This is a genomic window from Niallia sp. 01092 (assembly GCF_052318935.1).
Taxonomy (GTDB): Bacteria; Bacillota; Bacilli; order Bacillales; family Cytobacillaceae; genus Niallia.
In genome coordinates this window covers 78,091-95,757 of sequence record NZ_JBQRKO010000019.1, presented here as the reverse complement: position 1 = coordinate 95,757, position 17,667 = coordinate 78,091, and the positions used below count along the sequence as shown (strand labels likewise).

The following is a 17,667-nucleotide window of genomic DNA, read 5'->3' as shown; positions in this document are numbered from 1 at the left end:
AAATGCATTTTAGTGTTCTCGCTAGTGGGAGTACGGGGAATGCCATTTATGTGGAAAGTGGGGAATATTCTTTTTTAGTGGATGCTGGATTAAGCGGCAAGCAAATGGAGTCGCTGTTTCAACAAATCGACCGAAAAATGGATAAGTTAACCGGAATATTAGTAACCCATGAGCATAGCGACCATATAAAAGGGGTTGGCATTGTTGCTCGTAAATATAAATTGCCAATATACGCAAATGAAAAAACTTGGAACGCAATGAATCCTTTAATTGGGGAAATTCCTTTAGAACAGAAATTCCATTTTGATATGGAAACAGTGAAAACATTTGGCGATCTGTCCATCGAATCTTTTGGAGTTTCCCATGATGCGGCAGAGCCAATGTTTTATGTTTTTCATGAAGGGGATAAAAAGCTTGTGCTGATTACAGACACTGGATACGTCAGCGACCGGATGAAAGGCATCATCACTAATGCCGATTCTTACGTATTTGAAAGCAACCACGATGTTCAAATGCTGCGGATGGGAAAATATCCATGGAATATTAAAAGACGAATACTAAGTGATGTTGGACATGTATCGAATGAAGATGCAGCCATCGCCATGAGCGAAGTAATCGGTGATCGAACAAAACGTATTTATTTGGCTCATTTAAGCCAGGATAACAACATAAAGGATTTAGCAAGAATGTCAGTCAGCCAGACGCTGGAAAGCAGAGGAATTTCCTTGCATGATGGTCTAGCCTTACATGATACAGATCCTAAAGTTCCTACTGTGTTGACAGCTATTTAAGAGGAAGTTTGAATACGTGCTTTAATCGTTAAACTACGTTAAATGTTTTTATAATAAGACGATTGGATTCATCCCAATCGTCTTTTGCTAGTGGAAAAGGGGCGGAGCTACGCCTATTGTAAATAAATAGAGTGCTTCATATTTTGTGTAAGAGTAAGGTGAGGCTTCGCTCGCGCCGCCTTTATTGCGTGGGAGGCTTGCATACATGAAAAAGATCACACCTAGTGGTTCATCTCAAACCAATCTTGAATGTTATCATTTTTTTGATAGTCTTTGTGGTGAAAATCATTGGTTTTTCTTTCATAAATGTAGTCCTTTTGCCACTCATCGATATGCTTTATCGTATCTTTAATGGATTTAATGATGTAGTAGATTTCTGCGTTTGTCATTATCGGGTGGATGGAAAGTCGCACCCAGCCAGGTTTGGATGATAAATCTCCTTGATCAATCAAATCGGTCCATTCTTTTGATTTTTCTTTATTCATGTCGAATAAATAATGTCCATAGGTTCCTGCACATGAGCACCCTCCTCTTACTTGTATGCCAAATCGGTCGTTTAGCACCCTTGCCAACAGATTGTAATGGATTTTCTCTATATAAAATGAAACAATCCCTATTCTATCTTCTATTAGCTCATCTAAAATATGCAATCCAGGAATCGCTGACAATGGAGGCAGCAAAATATGCAATATTTCTTTTTCTCTTTGCAAGATGTTGTCAATTCCCATCGTTTCTTTTAATTTTATGCACAACGCTGTTTTTATCGTCTGTAAAAAACCAGGTGTTCCCCCGTCTTCACGCATTTCAACATCTGGGAGGTAACGATGGCCGCCCCAAGGGTTCGTCCATAAGACAGTACCTCCTCCAGGATGATCAGGAATATTGCTTAGACATAATTTTGAATCCATTACTAAAATGCCGCTGCTGCCGGGACCTCCTAAAAATTTATGGGGAGAAAAGAAAATGCCGTCTAATTTTTCAAGAGGAGATTTAGGGTGCAGATTGATATCAACGTATGGGGCAGAAGCCGAAAAGTCGATAAAACAGATTCCACCGTGTTCATGCATGATTTTCGCTAATTGATGGTAAGGAGTTTGGATGCCAGTGACATTGGAACAAGCGGTGAATGATCCGATCTTCATTTTTCGGTTTTTATACAACAGTAGTAATTGTTCCAAACGGCCGATATCAATGGTGCCATCGGAAGCCGGTTCAAGACAAACCACTTCGCCAATCGTCTCGATCCATGATAGTTGGTTGGAGTGATGTTCCATATGCGTAACGAAAATGACAGGTCTATCCTCTTCAGCAATCTTCATACGTTTTTTAAATTTTTCCGGAATTTTTAATCCTAATAAGCGCTGAAGCTTATTGATAGCCGCAGTCATTCCGGAGCCTGCTGAAATGAGCACATCATCTTCGTCAGCACCAACATGATTCTTAATCATTTTTCTCGCTTGATTATAGGCATCCGTCATAATCGTAGCCGTTACATTCGTTTCAGTATGTGTATTTGCGACGAAAGGGCCAAACTGATTGATAATCTTTTCCTCAATCGGACGATATAACCGTCCGCTGGCGGTCCAATCCGCATAGATGATTTTTTTGCTTCCATGTCGGGAAATAAAGTGCTGATCGATGCCAATGACATGTTTTCTAAATTGCCCAAAATACGTTTCCAGTTCGCCGTAATATTCATAAGAAGTATTTTCGATTTTTACATGCAGCAATGTGAAGTATCTCCTTTCCATATCATGATGTAAATGTATGTTCATAGCTGCATCTGGGTTAATATATGTGGGCAAATGTCATCATTTTGCCATAATCTTTATATAAATAGCTGGATATTCGCCTCCAATGCATCACGCAAGTACGTTTTGGCATCGACAATTTCCACTTCAGGAATAAACTCTTCTGCTTTAAATCCCATAATCTCAACAGATAATTTACAAGCATAGAACTTCACTTGTTTTTTCCGTGCTCCTTTTAAAAAATGAATCAGATGTGGAGCATCGTGCTCATCGATCATCTCAAGCATCATTTTTTTGCCCAGCCCAGCAAAGTTCATCTTTGATAAGGAAAGCTCTTCAGGACCTTTAGGCGTCAGCATCGCGATCATTTTCTCATAAGCAGTTTTGTCCTCGTTGTTCATTTTTTCAGGGTCTCGTATCAAGGATAAACCCCAAAAGGCGAAAAAAATCGTTACATCCACTTCTAATTCCCTTGCACTGTTCGCCAAAATAAGTGCAGCCATTGCTTTATCATAGTCACCACTAAACACAATCAGATTCATTTTTTTGTCCATTATATTGAAGCCTCCATTTTCATCGAAGTACATGTTTAAAAAAGCTCTATCATGAAACATATTTTCCCCGGATGAAGATGCAATTTATGTAATGTTGACCAAAGGTTCATGAAATTGTAACGAGTTAGGAAAAATAATAAAGATTTTATTTTGTTGTTTCTTATTCGGTAAGGACATACTAGAAAATAATTAGTCTGAAAGGAATGATGTAAATGCCTTACGGTGATTACGATTATGATAATAGTAGGGAAAAACCAACGAAAAGAAGGCGCGGCTACTTCTTTTCTGGATTAATTGGAGCAATTATTGGTGCATTGCTTGTCCTTTTATTTCTACCTTGGTTAGCAGAGTATGGCATTTTTTCTTATGGACAAGTAGAGGAAAATACGATTACAACGGATGAAAATGGCACACAAACAAAAAATGTTTCCTTAAATGTAGAAACAGATGTAACGAAGGCAGTCGATAAAGCCGCAGATGCGGTAGTTGCGATAAGCAATTTACAATCGGCAAACTTTTGGAAAGATACGGCCGCACAAGAAGCCGGGACAGGTTCGGGCGTGATTTATAAAAAAAGCGGCGATAAAGCCTATATAGTTACGAATAATCATGTCGTTGAAGGTGCTACCGAGCTAGAGGTAACATTGGCAGAAGGAAAAAAAATAGGTGCAAAACTCGTCGGCAGCGATGTATGGACCGATTTAGCTGTAGTAGAGGTAAACGGAAAAGAAATCAGCAAGATAGCTGAATTTGGCAACTCGGATACGCTAAAAACAGGAGAGCCTGTTATCGCGATTGGAAATCCACTTGGCATGACATTCTCCGGCTCTGTTACCCAAGGGATTGTGTCCGGATTAGAACGAACCATTCCTGTGGATATTAATGAAGATGGTGTTACCGATTGGCAATCAGAAGTCATTCAAACCGATGCAGCGATTAACCCGGGAAACAGCGGAGGCGCTCTTGTTAATATTGCCGGCCAGCTTATCGGAATCAACAGCATGAAAATTGCCGAATCAGCAGTAGAAGGAATCGGCCTTGCTATTCCTATTAACGCAGCGGAGCCAATCATCAACGATTTAGAGCGTCATGGAGAAGTAAAAAGACCATATATGGGAGTAGAGCTTCAGTCCGTTAGTGATATACCAGGATATTATCAAAGAGAAGCATTAAAACTGCCTGAAGGAGTAACAGCTGGTGTAGCGATTAAAGGTGTAAGTCCTAATTCTCCAGCACAAAAAGCAGGCTTAAAAGAATTAGACGTGATCGTACAGTTAGATGGAGAAAAAATGCCAGACTTAATTGAATTACGCAAACATCTTTATACGAAGAAAAAAATAGGCGACACCTTACAAATTAAATTTTATCGAAATGGAAAGCTGCAAACGACAGAGGTAAAGCTGTCAGAGGATAAGATGTAAATTGCATAAGAACAGGAAGGATGAAGTTCCTTCCTGTTTTTTCGTAATATCAGAATTTAGATGTTTCAAGTTAGATAATTGTCTAGCTCCGACGTACAGGATGTACTAGTGCCGGCATTACCATAGGACGTGGCGCATTTAGCTGGCCGGCGCTTGCGCTTTTGTTGATTTGTTGATAAATTTTTTGTGGAATAGTTGCAGTTTTTATCTGGAATGTTAAGATGAAGTGTGGATAAGTATTAAAACAAAGAAAAATAAAGTTATCCACAAATATAATCAGAAAATAACGACAAATATAAGCAAAAAGGAGTAGGAAAATGATTTATAGTTGTGAAGAACATATAGATATAGCAATAGATACGGTAGTAAATGAGTATGAAACCTTTCCGATATTAGAAAAAATTTCAGACGAAGAAAAGTTATCAACAACCTGTGAATATTGCAAAAATACTGCAATATATATGGTGGCAAACAAGTGATCTGCCACTATATGTGGATTTGAAATGTGGATATGTGGATAACTTATGTGGATATGTTGTTCGTAAAGTGAGGAATACATGTGAATATCTCAATAATAACGGTTGGAAAACTAAAAGAAAAATATTTAAAACAAGGAATCGAAGAATACACAAAACGACTATCAAGCTATTCTAAAATAGAAATAATCGAAGTCCCAGACGAAAAAGCCCCAGAAATTCTAAGCGATGCCGAAATGGAACAAGTTAAGAAAAAAGAGGGAGAAAGAATTTTAGCCAAAGTTGCGGCAGATGCCCACGTCATCGCACTCGCCATCGAAGGAAAACAAAAATCCTCCGAAGAATTGGCCGATACATTAGATAAACTCGCAACATACGGAAAAAGCAAAGTCACCTTTATTATCGGCGGATCTTTAGGACTAAGTGACGAAGTATTAAAGCGTGCAGATGATAAACTGTCTTTCAGTAAGATGACTTTCCCACATCAGTTAATGAGGTTGATATTGGTGGAGCAGGTTTATCGGGCGTTTCGGATTAATCGGGGGGAACCATACCACAAGTAAATAAGTTTTTTTATAAAACTGTACTGTAAAAGGTATGGTTTTTTCTTTGTGTGTTTTTGGATATAAGTGTAAATTATGCTTGATTTAATTGATGGATTAATAATGGTATAATAAAAATTTGAGGAGCAAAAACAGTAGGTTTTTAAGTCTCCAGAAAAAATAAGGCATACAATACTAGAGAAGATAGTTTTATGAAGATTGAGAGAAGTGAATAGATAATTCGTATTAATGCGACTTATATAATCAGGTTATAATCGATACAGAAAAGGTGTGTTCCTAGGTTGCGTTTTGGCTTACTGTGACGCTTAAGCAGGAGCGTCTACATCCTTTCTGTAAATCTTAGGGTAAGGATATGGTAAAAATGAGTAATAGACAAACTAAAACAGACGTTATCTTAATTGGTGCCGGAGTCATGAGTGCGACTTTGGGGACACTGCTGAAAGAACTAGTACCGAACTGGAAAATTACCGTGTTTGAGAAACTCGCAGACGCAGGAGAGGAAAGCTCTAACGAATGGAATAATGCGGGAACGGGGCATGCTGCACTGTGCGAGCTTAACTATACTGTCGAAAAGGCGGATGGATCTGTAGATATTAGCAAAGCTATAAAAATTAATGAACAGTTTCAGCTTTCAAGACAGTTCTGGTCTTATCTTGTAAATAGCAATTTGATACGTAATCCGCAGGACTTTATCATGCCATTGCCTCATATGAGTTACGTACATGGGGAACAAAATGTGAATTTTTTGAAAAAACGTTTTGAAGCCCTTTCAAACAACCCTCTGTTCCAAGGGATGGAATTTTCCGATGACCCGGAAAAACTGATGGAATGGATTCCGCTTATGTTGAAAGACCGAACTTTAAATGAACCTATAGCGGCAACAAAAATCGATTCTGGAACTGATGTCAACTTTGGCACTTTAACGCGTATGTTGTTTGACCACTTAAAGAGTAATAATGTCGATATAAACTACAAACATAGTGTTAATAATATTAAACGTACTAGCGACGGATTGTGGGAATTGAAAGTGAAAAATCTCGATACCGGTACTGTCGAACGCCATACTGCAAAATTCGTCTTTATCGGCGCTGGGGGAGGAAGCGTGCATTTACTGCAAAAATCTGGTATTCCTGAAGGGAAACATATTGGAGGATTCCCTGTAAGTGGACTATTTATGGTGTGTAACAATCCGGATATTGTAGAGCAGCATCATGCAAAAGTATACGGCAAAGCTTCGGTTGGTGCTCCGCCAATGTCTGTTCCGCATCTTGACACAAGATATATCGACAACAAAAAATCGTTGCTATTTGGACCGTTTGCTGGCTTCTCACCAAAGTTTTTAAAAACTGGTTCAATGTTCGATTTGGTAACTTCCGTAAAACCGGATAATCTTGTCACTATGTTGGCGTCAGGCGCAAAAAACATTCCATTGACAAAATACCTGATCCAGCAACTTATGTTATCGAAAGAACAGCGCATGGAAGAATTACGTGAGTTTGTTCCAAATGCCAAAAGCGAGGATTGGGATTTAGTGGTAGCGGGCCAACGTGTGCAAGTTATCAAAGATACTGTTGAAGGCGGCAAAGGAACGCTTCAATTTGGTACGGAAGTTGTTAGTGCCGCTGATGGCTCGATAGCTGCATTGCTCGGCGCTTCACCGGGTGCTTCAACCGCTGTTCACGTCATGCTTGAGGTAATAAAAAAATGCTTCCCGCAGCATATAAAAGAGTGGGAGCCGAAAATAAAAGAAATGATTCCTTCTTATGGCGTGTCACTAGTGGAAAACCCAGAGCTTTTCCACGAAATTCATACTTCAACAGCGCAGGCACTTGGTCTAAGCGAAAACTTGCCGAATAAAGTTAATTCTGTGGATGTAGTTTAGAAACAGTTTAAACCAAGTCTCTGCCCATTTTGTAATAGTCCTAGGATGAACTTGAAATATTTTTGCAATTTCTTTAGGTTTTATTGACCGTTGTCTTTCTATAAGGAAGCGAACTATAGTATTATAAGATTCCTATACAGCTTTAATTTAAAAAATAGGGAAACCAGAACTACAAAAGGTTTCCCTAATTTATTATAGTATGCCCGATAAAAGATAACTTACATTTCAATTTTTTTAATTACTTTAGCTGGATTACCTCCAACTACAACGTTATCGGGCACATCTTTAGTAACAACTGCACCTGATGCAATAACAACATTGTCACCTATCGTAACTCCTGGATTTATTATTGCACTCCCACCAATCCATACATTGTTTCCGATCGTAATTGGTTTTGCGTACTCTTTTCCAGAGTTCCGTTCAATTGGATTAAGAGGATGAGATGCAGTGTAGATATTTACGCCAGGTCCAAGCATACAATTATCCCCAAATCGTACTTCACAAACATCTAAGATAGTACAGTCAAAGTTTGCAAAAAAGTTATCTCCTACATATGTGTTATAGCCATAATCAATCCTTATATTTGGTTCCATATATACGTTTTCTCCAGTCGAACCCAATAACTCTTTTAATAGTTTAAGTCGTTTGTCATCTTCGTCTTCTAAAGTTTGATTATACATTCTAGCTAGTCTTCTAGCATTTTTTCGGTCCTTTAATAATTCTGGGTCAGCAGGATTATACATTTCTCCCGCTAACATTTTTTCTTTTTCAGTTTTCATTCAAACTACCTACTTTCATAAATCCTGTTAATGTTATACCTTAACAATACCTGGATGTACAAGTTGTTTTAAGTTTTTCTTTAGGTAACCTGCTTGAGTATTAAAAAACTACTCTTTGAATTTTAACAAACGTAAATAGATAAGGGTGGAGTTTTAGTACAACTTTCTTATGATAATAGCAATAATGTAAGATTAACCGAAATTACTCCAGCATTGAGATGTACTTACATCTGAATGAAGAGGTTGATCCAACTTCTCAAGTACAATGTTAAAAAGTTAAAAAACTTCTTGGACCTGCTGGTAAAGGAACAATCAAATATAGAAAGATTGAAAGAATGTGGAAATTTATTGGGATAAAAAGAGGTGTTTAGGAATTAGAAAAACACATTTACTTCTCCTATCAAAATACATTAAAAACCCTCATTTAGGTACATCAACAGTGAACCTAAATGAGGGTTTTATTCGTATCTTATAAGGTAAAATAATAAACGTCCATTAATTTCGGATGAGATAATCAAAGGCACCTAAAGATGCATTAGCTCCCGATCCCATTGAAATAATGATCTGCTTATATGGATTATTTGTGCAGTCTCCTGCAGCAAACACTCCAGGTATGTTCGTTGATCCATGATTATCTACAACGATTTCACCGATTCTAGTACGTTCAACGGTTTCACCTAACCAATCCGTATTTGGTACAAGACCGATCTGAACAAACACACCCTCTAGTTCAATATGTTTCACTTCTTCTGTATCACGTTCCATGTAGGAAATGCCGTTTACTTTGTCAGTGCCGGTAATTTCTTTTGTTTGAGCATTCTTTATGACTGTTACATTAGGCAGGCTGTAAAGACGTTCTTGCAATACAGAATCAGCTTTCAGTTCTGAGTTAAATTCTAGAACTGTTACATGTTTTACAATTCCAGCGAGATCAATTGCTGCTTCAACACCGGAATTACCGCCGCCAATAACGGCTACACGTTTTCCTGCAAACAATGGACCATCACAATGAGGGCAGTATGCTACACCTTTGTTCTTAAACTCGGCTTCTCCTGGTACACCAACATTGCGCCAACGAGCACCTGTTGAAAGGATTACGCTTTTGCTCTTTAGAACAGCACCGTTTTCCAATTCAACTTCAATTAAGTCTTTCTTTTCTAAACGTTTAGCACGTTGTAAATTCATGACATCAATGTCATACTCTTTCACGTGTTCTTCAAGGCTTGCTGCAAGCTTAGGACCTTCGGTGTACTTTACACTGATAAAGTTCTCAATGCCCACTGTATCCATAATCTGACCGCCAAAGCGTTCAGCAACAATGCCTGTACGAATACCTTTACGTGCTGCATAGATTGCTGCACTTGCACCAGATGGTCCGCCTCCAATAACAAGCACATCGAATGGATCCTTATCGGCAAATTCTGATGCATCTGGAGTACTACCTACCTTGGCAAGTATTTCCTCTAGTGACATACGACCGCTGCCGAATGATTCCCCATTTAGGAACACAGTTGGTACTGCCATGATGTTTTTGCTTTCAACCTCTTCTTTAAACGCTGCACCATCAATCATAGTATGTGTAATGCCAGGGTTAAGAACGCTCATCAAGTTCAGTGCTTGCACAACATCAGGACAGTTGTGACAGCTTAAGCTAATGTAAGATTCAAAGTGATAGTCGCCTTTAATGCTTTTCACTTGATCAATTACTTTCTGGTCAACCTTCGGAGCTCTGCCGCTTACCTGCAAGAGAGCCAACACTAATGAAGTAAATTCGTGCCCAAGAGGGATTCCAGCGAAAGTTACTCCAGTATCTTCGCCGATACGATTTACACTGAAGCTTGGAGTTTTCGGTAATTGTGTTTTTTCCACTTTAATGTTGGATGACATGGTGGCTAATTCATCCACTAGAGCCACCATGTCGCGAGATACATCATCGGATCCTGCACTTACTTTAAGTAGCACATCGCCCTCCATCAATGGAAGATATTGGGCTAATTGTGCTTTTATATCTGCATCTAGTATCATTGATCGTACTCCTTAAATTTTTCCTACAAGATCAAGGCTTGGTTTAAGTGTTTCAGAACCTTCTTGCCATTTTGCTGGGCAAACTTCACCTGGATTGTTGCGAACATATTGTGCTGCTTTAATTTTGTTTACAAGAGTGCTTGCATCACGGCCGATGCCGCCTGCATTGATTTCAACTGCTTGAACGATGCCGTCTGGATCGATGATGAAAGTACCGCGATCTGCAAGACCTTCTTCTTCGTTTAATACATCGAAGTTGCGAGAGATTTTTTGTGAAGGGTCGCCGATCATAATATATTCGATTTTACCAATAGCTTCTGAATGATCGTGCCATGCTTTATGTGTAAAATGAGTATCCGTTGAAACAGAATATACTTCAACTCCAAGTTCTTTTAGAGCAGCGTATTGGTTTTGTAGATCCTCAAGCTCAGTAGGGCACACAAATGTAAAGTCTGCTGGATAAAAGCAAAATACGCTCCACTGTCCTTTTAAGTTTTCTTCAGTAACCTCGATAAATTGACCTTTTTGGAAAGCTTGTGCTTTGAATGGTTGTACTTCTTTTCCGATTAAAGACATAATAAATTCCTCCTAGTGTTTTTATTAGTAAGTTTAGACATATAGTCAAAACTTTAAATAACCAATAAATAATCAAAAATAATTGTTTTTTATTATTATTGGTTAAAAATAATAATTCTAATTTCAAATTTATTATTATATAAATCTTATTGTTTTGTCAAGAATAAAACTCAATTTTATTATACGTAATTTTATCGTGATTTATTTTAATAACCATTGTAAAATAGTTGTGGTATTTTTTGTAAGTTCAGAATGCATAGTATTTAAAATAATTTTGATGGTAAAATTTTAATTTTCAATTACAATCAATGTTTTCTCAATTGGCTATGGAGTCTATCTCCGTTGTACAAAACGATCTTAAACTTTGAAGTGACAAATAACATAGAAGATTTAGGGATTGCTGGTCATTATTATGAAGTGTTTACCGTTGAAGTTTCTAAGATGTTAAAAATTTCTTTATCGTGTCATCTTTATCAATAGTATAATCTAATCCATTAGTATTTAAAAATAAAAACTCTTTTAGACACATTACGGAGAACCGTATCATAAGTAATAATCATTTTCTAGTTCTAAGCATGTTTCCGAGTCTTGTCATGGCAGATTAATAACATTTGCTAAAGGTAACCGTAGCAGCAATATTGAATGGTGAATAGGGCTAAAAATGAGTTATACACTTTAGTAACTCTATTTATACAAAAAGAGCTTGTCTACATATCATATCTTGATACCTATAAGGTCAATATTTAAATATGAAAGTAGGTAGATAGATTTATGGGACATAAAAAGGATGTTTTTGATTATATTGTCATTGGTGCCGGAACAGCGGGCGGGGTAGTAGCTAAAAAATTAACGGATGACCGACGTACTTCCGTCCTTGTCCTTGAACAGGGAATAAATAGTACGGATCAGTTAAGCAGTCCGGATATTTTAGAAGCTATTACTTTGGCAAGTAACAATAAATTTGCCTTCAACCTTATCTCTAGATTAGAGCCATCCCTTGTACGGCAGCTTGTTACGGTCAATGGGCGGGTCATTGGTGGAAGCTCAGAAGTTAACGATATGTATGCTGTCCGCGGGAGTAGAGAACTTTATAACGAATGGGCAGCTCTTGTTGGCAACGACCAATGGAGCTACGATCAAGTCCGTCGTCTGTTTATTGAAAATGAAACCTATACAGGACAAACACAAAGTCCGAGTGAAAGGGGAAGAAAGGGACCTATATTTGTTAGGCAACAGCATATACCATCGAATGGACTTATCGAATCGCTGACAAATGCAACAGCGGAAGTATTAGACATTGATATTGTTGAGGACTATAACACAGGTGTACGAGACTGTACCTTTTATAAAAACCAATTTATCCAGAAGGAGGTTGGTGGTACCATTACCCGATCATCGACCGCAACGGGATATTTGAATGAGGGGATTGTAACTCAGGGTAATGAGTTTTTTTCAGATGAACTGGGGGCTGGGAAGAGAAAGCTGTTCATTTTCGCTAAAACGACGGTGAATAAAATCTTATTTAAGAAAAAGAAAGGGCAGATGATCGCCATTGGCGTCCAGTATGTCAAGAATAGTATTTCTCATAAAACGTTTGCCCGAAAAGGTGTTGTCGTTTCGGCAGGATTTTTTTCCTCTGTCATTTTACAACGATCAGGAATTGGCAAATCCAGCGATTTGTTTAATGCAGGAATTATACCAATGATTGAAAATCCCAACGTAGGCTACAATCTGCAAACTCAAGCGTATGCCGGCTTTGGAGTTGAGCTGGATACATCTCAGATATTACCGATTGTTGCAGCTGATCCAAATCAGCCTATTGCCTTGGGTGCTTTTATATCAGAGCATAAGGATAGCTTGGAAGGCCGCCGTCTTCAAATACTAGGAGCTCCTGCACCCCTCTTTATTCCTGCTCCTGATGTAGCTAGTAATGAGTGGGATCTAGATTTAACTAAGCAAACCAATGTTATGAGTTTTGGTCTTATAGATCTCAACCCAGGAAGCAGGGGTACAATTATGGCCTCCCATAGCGATCCAGAGGCCCTTCCGTCGTTTTCCTTCAATCCTTTGCAGTCAAATACGAATGATTTAGATTTCTTGGTTGATCAATATATCAACATATACAATATTATTAAAGAGGCTAGAAAAAATAACAGCGGTATTCATAAAGTGGTATACCCTTCGGAAGAGATCTTTACTATTCCTAATGAGGCGGAAAAAAGGAGAAAGCTTGGGGATTATGTAAGAGCGTCTTATTCGAATTTCTTCCATTACGGGGGGCAATGTAAAATGGCGAAATGCATTGAAGATGGAGTTGTCAATGAATTCCTCGATGTTTCGGAACAAAAAACCTTAAAGTAGCCGACCTATCCATTTCTCCTATTTTGCCAGATGGCAACACATCCATACCCGCTCAAATGATTGGGTTAAATGCAGTACGCTTTATTCAAAACAATCCCCACCCTTACGTGGCAGATGATGATGACTTTGATGATGAATTAGAAGATGAATAGAGTAGCCTGGCCCTCGTTACGGTAATGCTTTAATGCATTGGAGGTCAGGCACTTTTTGCAATTATATCTATCAAAATTTTTATGGTATGATATTGTGAAGAACGATATGTTATCGCAATGGAAAAAGAATGTATACTACTATTTCTGGTACTACATTTTTATTTATCACTAGTTTTTAGGAAACACACACAAGAAAATTATTATATTAAAATAAAAAATATTGCTGTTTTAGTTTTTAGATTATTAAGAAAATATGATCAGGAGTTCAGTACATAAAAGCAATGATAGGAAAAGGAGATTACAGATTTAATGGGAAATATTAATAAGCGCATCGCAGAGCTTTTTCCAAGTATGAGCAAGTCTTATCAAAAAATTGCCAAATATATTTTGGGAAATCCTAATACAGTTCCTTTTTTAACGGCGGATAAATTGGCACAAGTTGCAGGTGTCGGTCATGCAACGGTTATTCGGTTTGCCACCTATTTAGGCTATTCCGGATATCCAGAATTACATCAGGAACTGCAAAGTAATGCACAACGGCAGCTTACCTCAACTGAAAAATTTGCATTGTCAAAGAAGATGTATGTGGATGAAGGTCAAGCAGTATACGATATCTTTTTAGGCGATATCGAAAATGTTAGAGCCACCATCGAAAAGTTGGATATGGAAGCTTTTAAAGAAGCTGTAGAAGCATTAGCTAAGGGAAAAAGCATCTATATTGTAGCAAATAGGAGTGCGACGGCATTAGGTGTTTTTCTACAATATTATCTCCAATTTATGTTAGAAAAAGTAGAACTAATCCATCTGATCGAAACTGCTTCAGAGCATCTTTACGATTTGAGTGAAGAGGATGTTGTGGTTGGCATTAGTTTTGCACGGTATGCGAAAAGTACGGTACAAGTATTGTCTTATGCAAAGAAAAGAAAAGCGACCACTATTGCGATTACGGATAACTTGCTGTCTCCTCTTGTTCCACATGCAGATATAACATTAACGGCAAACAGTCAAATGCTAAGTTTTATCGAATCGTTTGTTGCACCGTTTAGTCTTATTAATGCCTTAATTATTGCTGTAGCAAAAGCAAACCAAACAAATTTTCAAGATAAACTGGCTTTGCTGGAAGATGTTTGGGAAAACTTAGATGTTTTTTATAAAAAACAATGAACATAAGTCTTTAATGGGCTTATGTTTTTTTGTTTTTCTAAAATAATGATATTTGGTTTTTGGTGTATATTAAACGTCTACTCTAAAATGTCAAAAAATTTTGATACCCCCTTTCTTTTTTGTAAAGGTACGGTTATTATGAAATATATATTCCATTTTTAATTTTATTATGAAATATTTTGTTTAAGCAAGGAGTGAAAAAGGTGAAGAAAATAAAATTTTCTTTAGCAGTGCAGATATTCGTAGGGTTGATCCTTGGGATTATTATTGGCGCTGTTTACTACGGCAATCCGTCTGTATCTACCTATTTACAGCCAATTGCCGATATATTTATGCATTCTATTAAAATGATTGTCCTGCCTATCGTCGTTTCTTCCATTATCGCTGGCATTGCAGGTGTTGGTGATTTAAAGAAGATAGGGAAGCTAGGTTTTAAGACAATTCTTTATTTTGAGGTTGTTACAACAATCGCTATTATTTTAGGTTTATTGTTCGGGAATATTTTTCAGCCGGGAGCAGGAGTCGATATGGCTCATCTCTCTAAAACCGATATTTCTTCCTATGTAGAAACAACAAAAAATGTGGAAGAACATAGTTTTATAGATACATTTGTAAATATTATTCCTACCAATATTTTTAATGCTTTCGCTCAAGGAGACATGCTTGCTGTAGTTTTCTTTTCTGTTCTATTTGGAATAGGTGTTGCAGCAATTGGAGAAAGAGGGAAACCCGTTTTAGCCTTTTTCCAAGGTGTTGCAGACACGATGTTTTGGGTGACAAACCAAATTATGAAAATAGCGCCATTTGGTGTATTTGCGTTAATTGGGATAACGGTTTCTAAATTTGGATTATCTTCACTGATTCCTCTAGGAAAGTTTGCGCTACTTGTGTATGCAAGTATGTTATTTTTAGTTGTGGTAGTCTTCGGATTGATTTGTAAAATAGCCAAAATTAAACTGATGCCTTTGCTGCGTTTAGTAAAAGATGAACTCTTGCTCGCTTATTCCACAGCAAGTTCAGAAACTGTCTTGCCACGGGTAATGCAAAAGTTAGAGTCATATGGATGTCCGAAAGGAATTACATCATTTGTGCTGCCGACGGGATATACATTTAATCTTGATGGTGCAACATTATATCAAGCGTTAGCAGCGCTGTTTATTGCCCAAATGTATGGGGTGCATTTATCTATCGCCGAGCAAATTTCACTAATGTTAGTATTGATGTTAACATCAAAAGGAATTGCAGCTGTTCCAGGTACATCCTTTGTGGTGCTTTTAGCAACACTAGGTTCCGTAGGCATTCCCGTAGAAGGATTAGCTTTTATCGCGGGTATTGATCGAATTTTAGAGATGGCGCGTACTGCTGTTAACTTGACTGGAAACTGTGTAGCAACGGTTTTTATTGCCAAATGGGAAGGTCAATTTGATGAAGAAAAAGCAAATTCTTATATAGATTCTATTAAGAAGTCTGCAGCAGCTTAATAGGACAGGTATAAATATTATCTAGATGAGTAGAGAAAGAAGTTATTTTGATTAATTATTTTCAAAATAGCTTCTTTTTTTACTCATGCGGAAAATCAACCAAAACAGCTTAATCTTCATGCTTTTACATAATCATAACCATTTATCAGTGCTAGCTGAATTTTGTTAGGGTATTCAAAATCATTGGATTCGGGCAAAAGGCTAAGTTAGATGGGGGGATTACTTGTTCTGCACCTGTATTGTTCCTGACTGGCCATTTTGGCACTGAAAAAATAGTAGGGGAAATGAAAAGGTTCATAAAGATGCTTTAGAGTTATATGAACCTTTTTCTATTTTCAAGATATCGCTCATGAATTGGGTAGGAGGGATATAAAAATTGAAATGGGAGTAAATTCGTGAACATTATCCAGAACAATGGGTACTTGTTGAAGCCATCTCTGCCTACTCAAAAAATTCCATCCGCTATCTTGAAGAACTATCAGTCATATCAAATTTCCCCGAATCAACTTTGGCATGGAAAGAATACAAAAAACTACATTTAGCCGACCCTTCTCGTGAATACTATATTTTCCATACTGACCATGAAACAATTGAGGTAAAAGAACAGAAATTTATCGGGATTAGGAGACGACTTCAAAGTGGCATTTAGGAAATAGAAAACACACATTTACTTCTCCTATCAAAATACATTAAATAAAAACCCGCATTGAGAAGTAGCCTGCCCCCTACCTTTGTTCCAGGTTAAGCCATAGACGTTCCTCATCAGTCAAACGTATATCTAGTACTTTGAAGCTGGAGATTAATTCATCGGCGCACTCAGGTCCAATGACTGCACAAACAGGGTAGGGCTGGTTTAGTACATAAGCTAAAGCAATATGATTTGCTGTAATTCCCTTTCCCTTGTGCGCGGCTAATTCTGTCGCACGATTGAATCGTTCCCAGTTATCATCATTGTAATATACTCGGAAGATGTCCCCGCTTAAGCGAATCCCGGGCGCGTAACGTCCTGAGAAGAAACCGCCTGCTTGAGCTGACCATGAAAATAATGGAATCTGTGTTTTTTTTTGCCAGTCATGATAAGCTAGATCTACGTACACCGTTCCAGGCCAGCGGGGCTCATTGATTGCTGCCAAGCTTAGTGAAGGGCTGTTGACCACTAGACGGTTATAGCCCTTTTTGTCCGCATATCGATTCGCTTCGTCTATCCTTTGATACGACCAATTGGAAGCTCCAACAGCTTTAATCAGACCGGAGTTTATAGGCTCCTGAAGAAAATCTATTATTTCGTGCACCGGAACAGAAAGGTCATCACGGTGAAGCAAGTAAATATCAATATAATCGACTTGAAGTCTCTCTAAACTGCGCTCCAGATCCTCTGCAACAGCTTGGGGATTCAGCCTGTTTACTATGGCTTGATGGGCATCCACATGAAAATGGCCGCCCTTGTCGATGATTACGATATTTTTACGAAGCTGTCTGGAGTTTAACCACTGGCCAACCGCAAGCTCACTTTCACCGTTCCCGTAGGCATTTGCCGTATCGATTGTGTTTCCGCCACGTTCGACGTAGGCGTCGAGCATTTCAAATGCAGCATCCAAACGCTTCCGGGAAAAATCTGCTGTTCCTATAACCAATTGTGAACATGATTTGTCGAGACCTTGAACAGATATATATTTTATTATAACCACCCC

Annotated in this window: 14 protein-coding genes and 1 pseudogene; 9 read left to right on the top strand and 6 right to left on the bottom strand. The window is 38.1% G+C overall.

Features of this window, described 5'->3' with window-relative positions; genetic code table 11:
* The first annotated feature begins 2 nt into the window (after positions 1–2).
* Positions 3–791, top strand: a complete 789-nt coding sequence (locus tag ACTXGU_RS17125) for an MBL fold metallo-hydrolase (RefSeq protein ID WP_443482746.1) — start codon at positions 3–5, stop codon at positions 789–791.
* A 221-nt stretch (positions 792–1,012) separates the two neighbouring features.
* On the opposite strand, the gene ACTXGU_RS17120 is transcribed toward ACTXGU_RS17125, so the two are convergent.
* Both ACTXGU_RS17120 and ACTXGU_RS17115 read right to left on the bottom strand, forming a co-directional pair.
* Entirely contained in the window at positions 1,013–2,542 is a 1,530-nt protein-coding gene (locus ACTXGU_RS17120) for an aminotransferase class V-fold PLP-dependent enzyme (protein WP_443482757.1), read from the bottom strand.
* 77 nt (positions 2,543–2,619) lie between these two features.
* Complete coding sequence (locus tag ACTXGU_RS17115; RefSeq protein ID WP_443482745.1) at positions 2,620–3,096, bottom strand: DsrE/DsrF/DrsH-like family protein; 477 nt, start codon at positions 3,094–3,096, stop codon at positions 2,620–2,622.
* 212 nt (positions 3,097–3,308) lie between these two features.
* On the opposite strand from ACTXGU_RS17115, the gene ACTXGU_RS17110 reads away from it, so the two are divergent.
* From ACTXGU_RS17110 to ACTXGU_RS17095, 4 genes are all read left to right on the top strand, one after another.
* Positions 3,309–4,517 (top strand): S1C family serine protease, encoded by a 1,209-nt coding sequence (locus ACTXGU_RS17110; RefSeq protein WP_443482744.1) that lies wholly within the window; start codon positions 3,309–3,311, stop codon positions 4,515–4,517.
* Positions 4,518–4,834: 317 nt separating this feature from the next.
* Positions 4,835–4,996, top strand: a complete 162-nt coding sequence (locus ACTXGU_RS17105) for a CxxH/CxxC protein (RefSeq protein WP_443482743.1) — start codon at positions 4,835–4,837, stop codon at positions 4,994–4,996.
* 80 nt (positions 4,997–5,076) lie between these two features.
* Positions 5,077–5,556 (top strand): 23S rRNA (pseudouridine(1915)-N(3))-methyltransferase RlmH, encoded by a 480-nt coding sequence (gene rlmH, locus ACTXGU_RS17100; RefSeq protein WP_443482742.1) that lies wholly within the window; start codon positions 5,077–5,079, stop codon positions 5,554–5,556.
* A gap of 361 nt (positions 5,557–5,917) precedes the next feature.
* A complete protein-coding gene (locus tag ACTXGU_RS17095; protein WP_443482741.1) occupies positions 5,918–7,438 on the top strand; it encodes a malate:quinone oxidoreductase in 1,521 nt (506 codons plus the stop codon).
* 218 nt (positions 7,439–7,656) lie between these two features.
* On the opposite strand, the gene ACTXGU_RS17090 is transcribed toward ACTXGU_RS17095, so the two are convergent.
* The 3 genes from ACTXGU_RS17090 to ahpC all read right to left on the bottom strand — a co-directional run bounded on the left by ACTXGU_RS17090 (position 7,657) and on the right by ahpC (position 10,818).
* On the bottom strand, positions 7,657–8,217 hold the full coding sequence (locus ACTXGU_RS17090; protein WP_443482740.1) for a sugar O-acetyltransferase: 561 nt from the start codon (positions 8,215–8,217) through the stop codon (positions 7,657–7,659).
* Between the two features lie 495 nt (positions 8,218–8,712).
* The gene (ahpF, locus tag ACTXGU_RS17085; RefSeq protein WP_443482739.1) at positions 8,713–10,242 is read right to left on the bottom strand and encodes an alkyl hydroperoxide reductase subunit F; all 1,530 of its coding nucleotides are present in this window, start codon (positions 10,240–10,242) and stop codon (positions 8,713–8,715) included.
* A gap of 12 nt (positions 10,243–10,254) precedes the next feature.
* Positions 10,255–10,818 (bottom strand): alkyl hydroperoxide reductase subunit C, encoded by a 564-nt coding sequence (ahpC, locus tag ACTXGU_RS17080; protein WP_443482738.1) that lies wholly within the window; start codon positions 10,816–10,818, stop codon positions 10,255–10,257.
* Between the two features lie 342 nt (positions 10,819–11,160).
* On the opposite strand from ahpC, the gene ACTXGU_RS17075 reads away from it, so the two are divergent.
* From ACTXGU_RS17075 to ACTXGU_RS17060, 4 genes and pseudogenes are all read left to right on the top strand, one after another.
* Positions 11,161–11,298 carry a hypothetical protein gene (locus tag ACTXGU_RS17075; RefSeq protein ID WP_443482737.1) on the top strand — a complete coding sequence of 46 codons (138 nt, stop codon included), beginning with the start codon at positions 11,161–11,163 and terminating at the stop codon, positions 11,296–11,298.
* Positions 11,299–11,589: 291 nt separating this feature from the next.
* Positions 11,590–13,331 (top strand): annotated as a pseudogene (locus tag ACTXGU_RS17070) (GMC family oxidoreductase).
* 309 nt (positions 13,332–13,640) lie between these two features.
* Entirely contained in the window at positions 13,641–14,495 is an 855-nt protein-coding gene (locus ACTXGU_RS17065) for a MurR/RpiR family transcriptional regulator (protein ID WP_443482736.1), read from the top strand.
* Positions 14,496–14,698: 203 nt separating this feature from the next.
* On the top strand, positions 14,699–15,976 hold the full coding sequence (locus ACTXGU_RS17060; RefSeq protein ID WP_443482735.1) for a cation:dicarboxylate symporter family transporter: 1,278 nt from the start codon (positions 14,699–14,701) through the stop codon (positions 15,974–15,976).
* 725 nt (positions 15,977–16,701) lie between these two features.
* Here ACTXGU_RS17060 and ACTXGU_RS17055 read toward each other — a convergent pair.
* Positions 16,702–17,664, bottom strand: a complete 963-nt coding sequence (locus ACTXGU_RS17055) for an aldo/keto reductase (RefSeq protein ID WP_443482734.1) — start codon at positions 17,662–17,664, stop codon at positions 16,702–16,704.
* Positions 17,665–17,667 lie beyond the last annotated feature (3 nt).

Excerpts from the sequence above, each read along its gene's own strand:
- ahpC (WP_443482738.1), bottom strand. The coding sequence starts at position 10,818 with ATGTCTTTAATCGGAAAAGAAGTACAACCATTCAAAGCACAAGCTTTC.
- ahpF (WP_443482739.1), bottom strand. The coding sequence starts at position 10,242 with ATGATACTAGATGCAGATATAAAAGCACAATTAGCCCAATATCTTCCA.
- ACTXGU_RS17065 (WP_443482736.1), top strand. The coding sequence starts at position 13,641 with ATGGGAAATATTAATAAGCGCATCGCAGAGCTTTTTCCAAGTATGAGC.
- ACTXGU_RS17090 (WP_443482740.1), bottom strand. The coding sequence starts at position 8,217 with ATGAAAACTGAAAAAGAAAAAATGTTAGCGGGAGAAATGTATAATCCT.
- ACTXGU_RS17095 (WP_443482741.1), top strand. The coding sequence starts at position 5,918 with ATGAGTAATAGACAAACTAAAACAGACGTTATCTTAATTGGTGCCGGA.
- ACTXGU_RS17115 (WP_443482745.1), bottom strand. The coding sequence starts at position 3,096 with ATGGACAAAAAAATGAATCTGATTGTGTTTAGTGGTGACTATGATAAA.
- ACTXGU_RS17120 (WP_443482757.1), bottom strand. The coding sequence starts at position 2,542 with ATGGAAAGGAGATACTTCACATTGCTGCATGTAAAAATCGAAAATACT.
- ACTXGU_RS17105 (WP_443482743.1), top strand. The coding sequence starts at position 4,835 with ATGATTTATAGTTGTGAAGAACATATAGATATAGCAATAGATACGGTA.
- ACTXGU_RS17125 (WP_443482746.1), top strand. The coding sequence starts at position 3 with ATGCATTTTAGTGTTCTCGCTAGTGGGAGTACGGGGAATGCCATTTAT.
- ACTXGU_RS17110 (WP_443482744.1), top strand. The coding sequence starts at position 3,309 with ATGCCTTACGGTGATTACGATTATGATAATAGTAGGGAAAAACCAACG.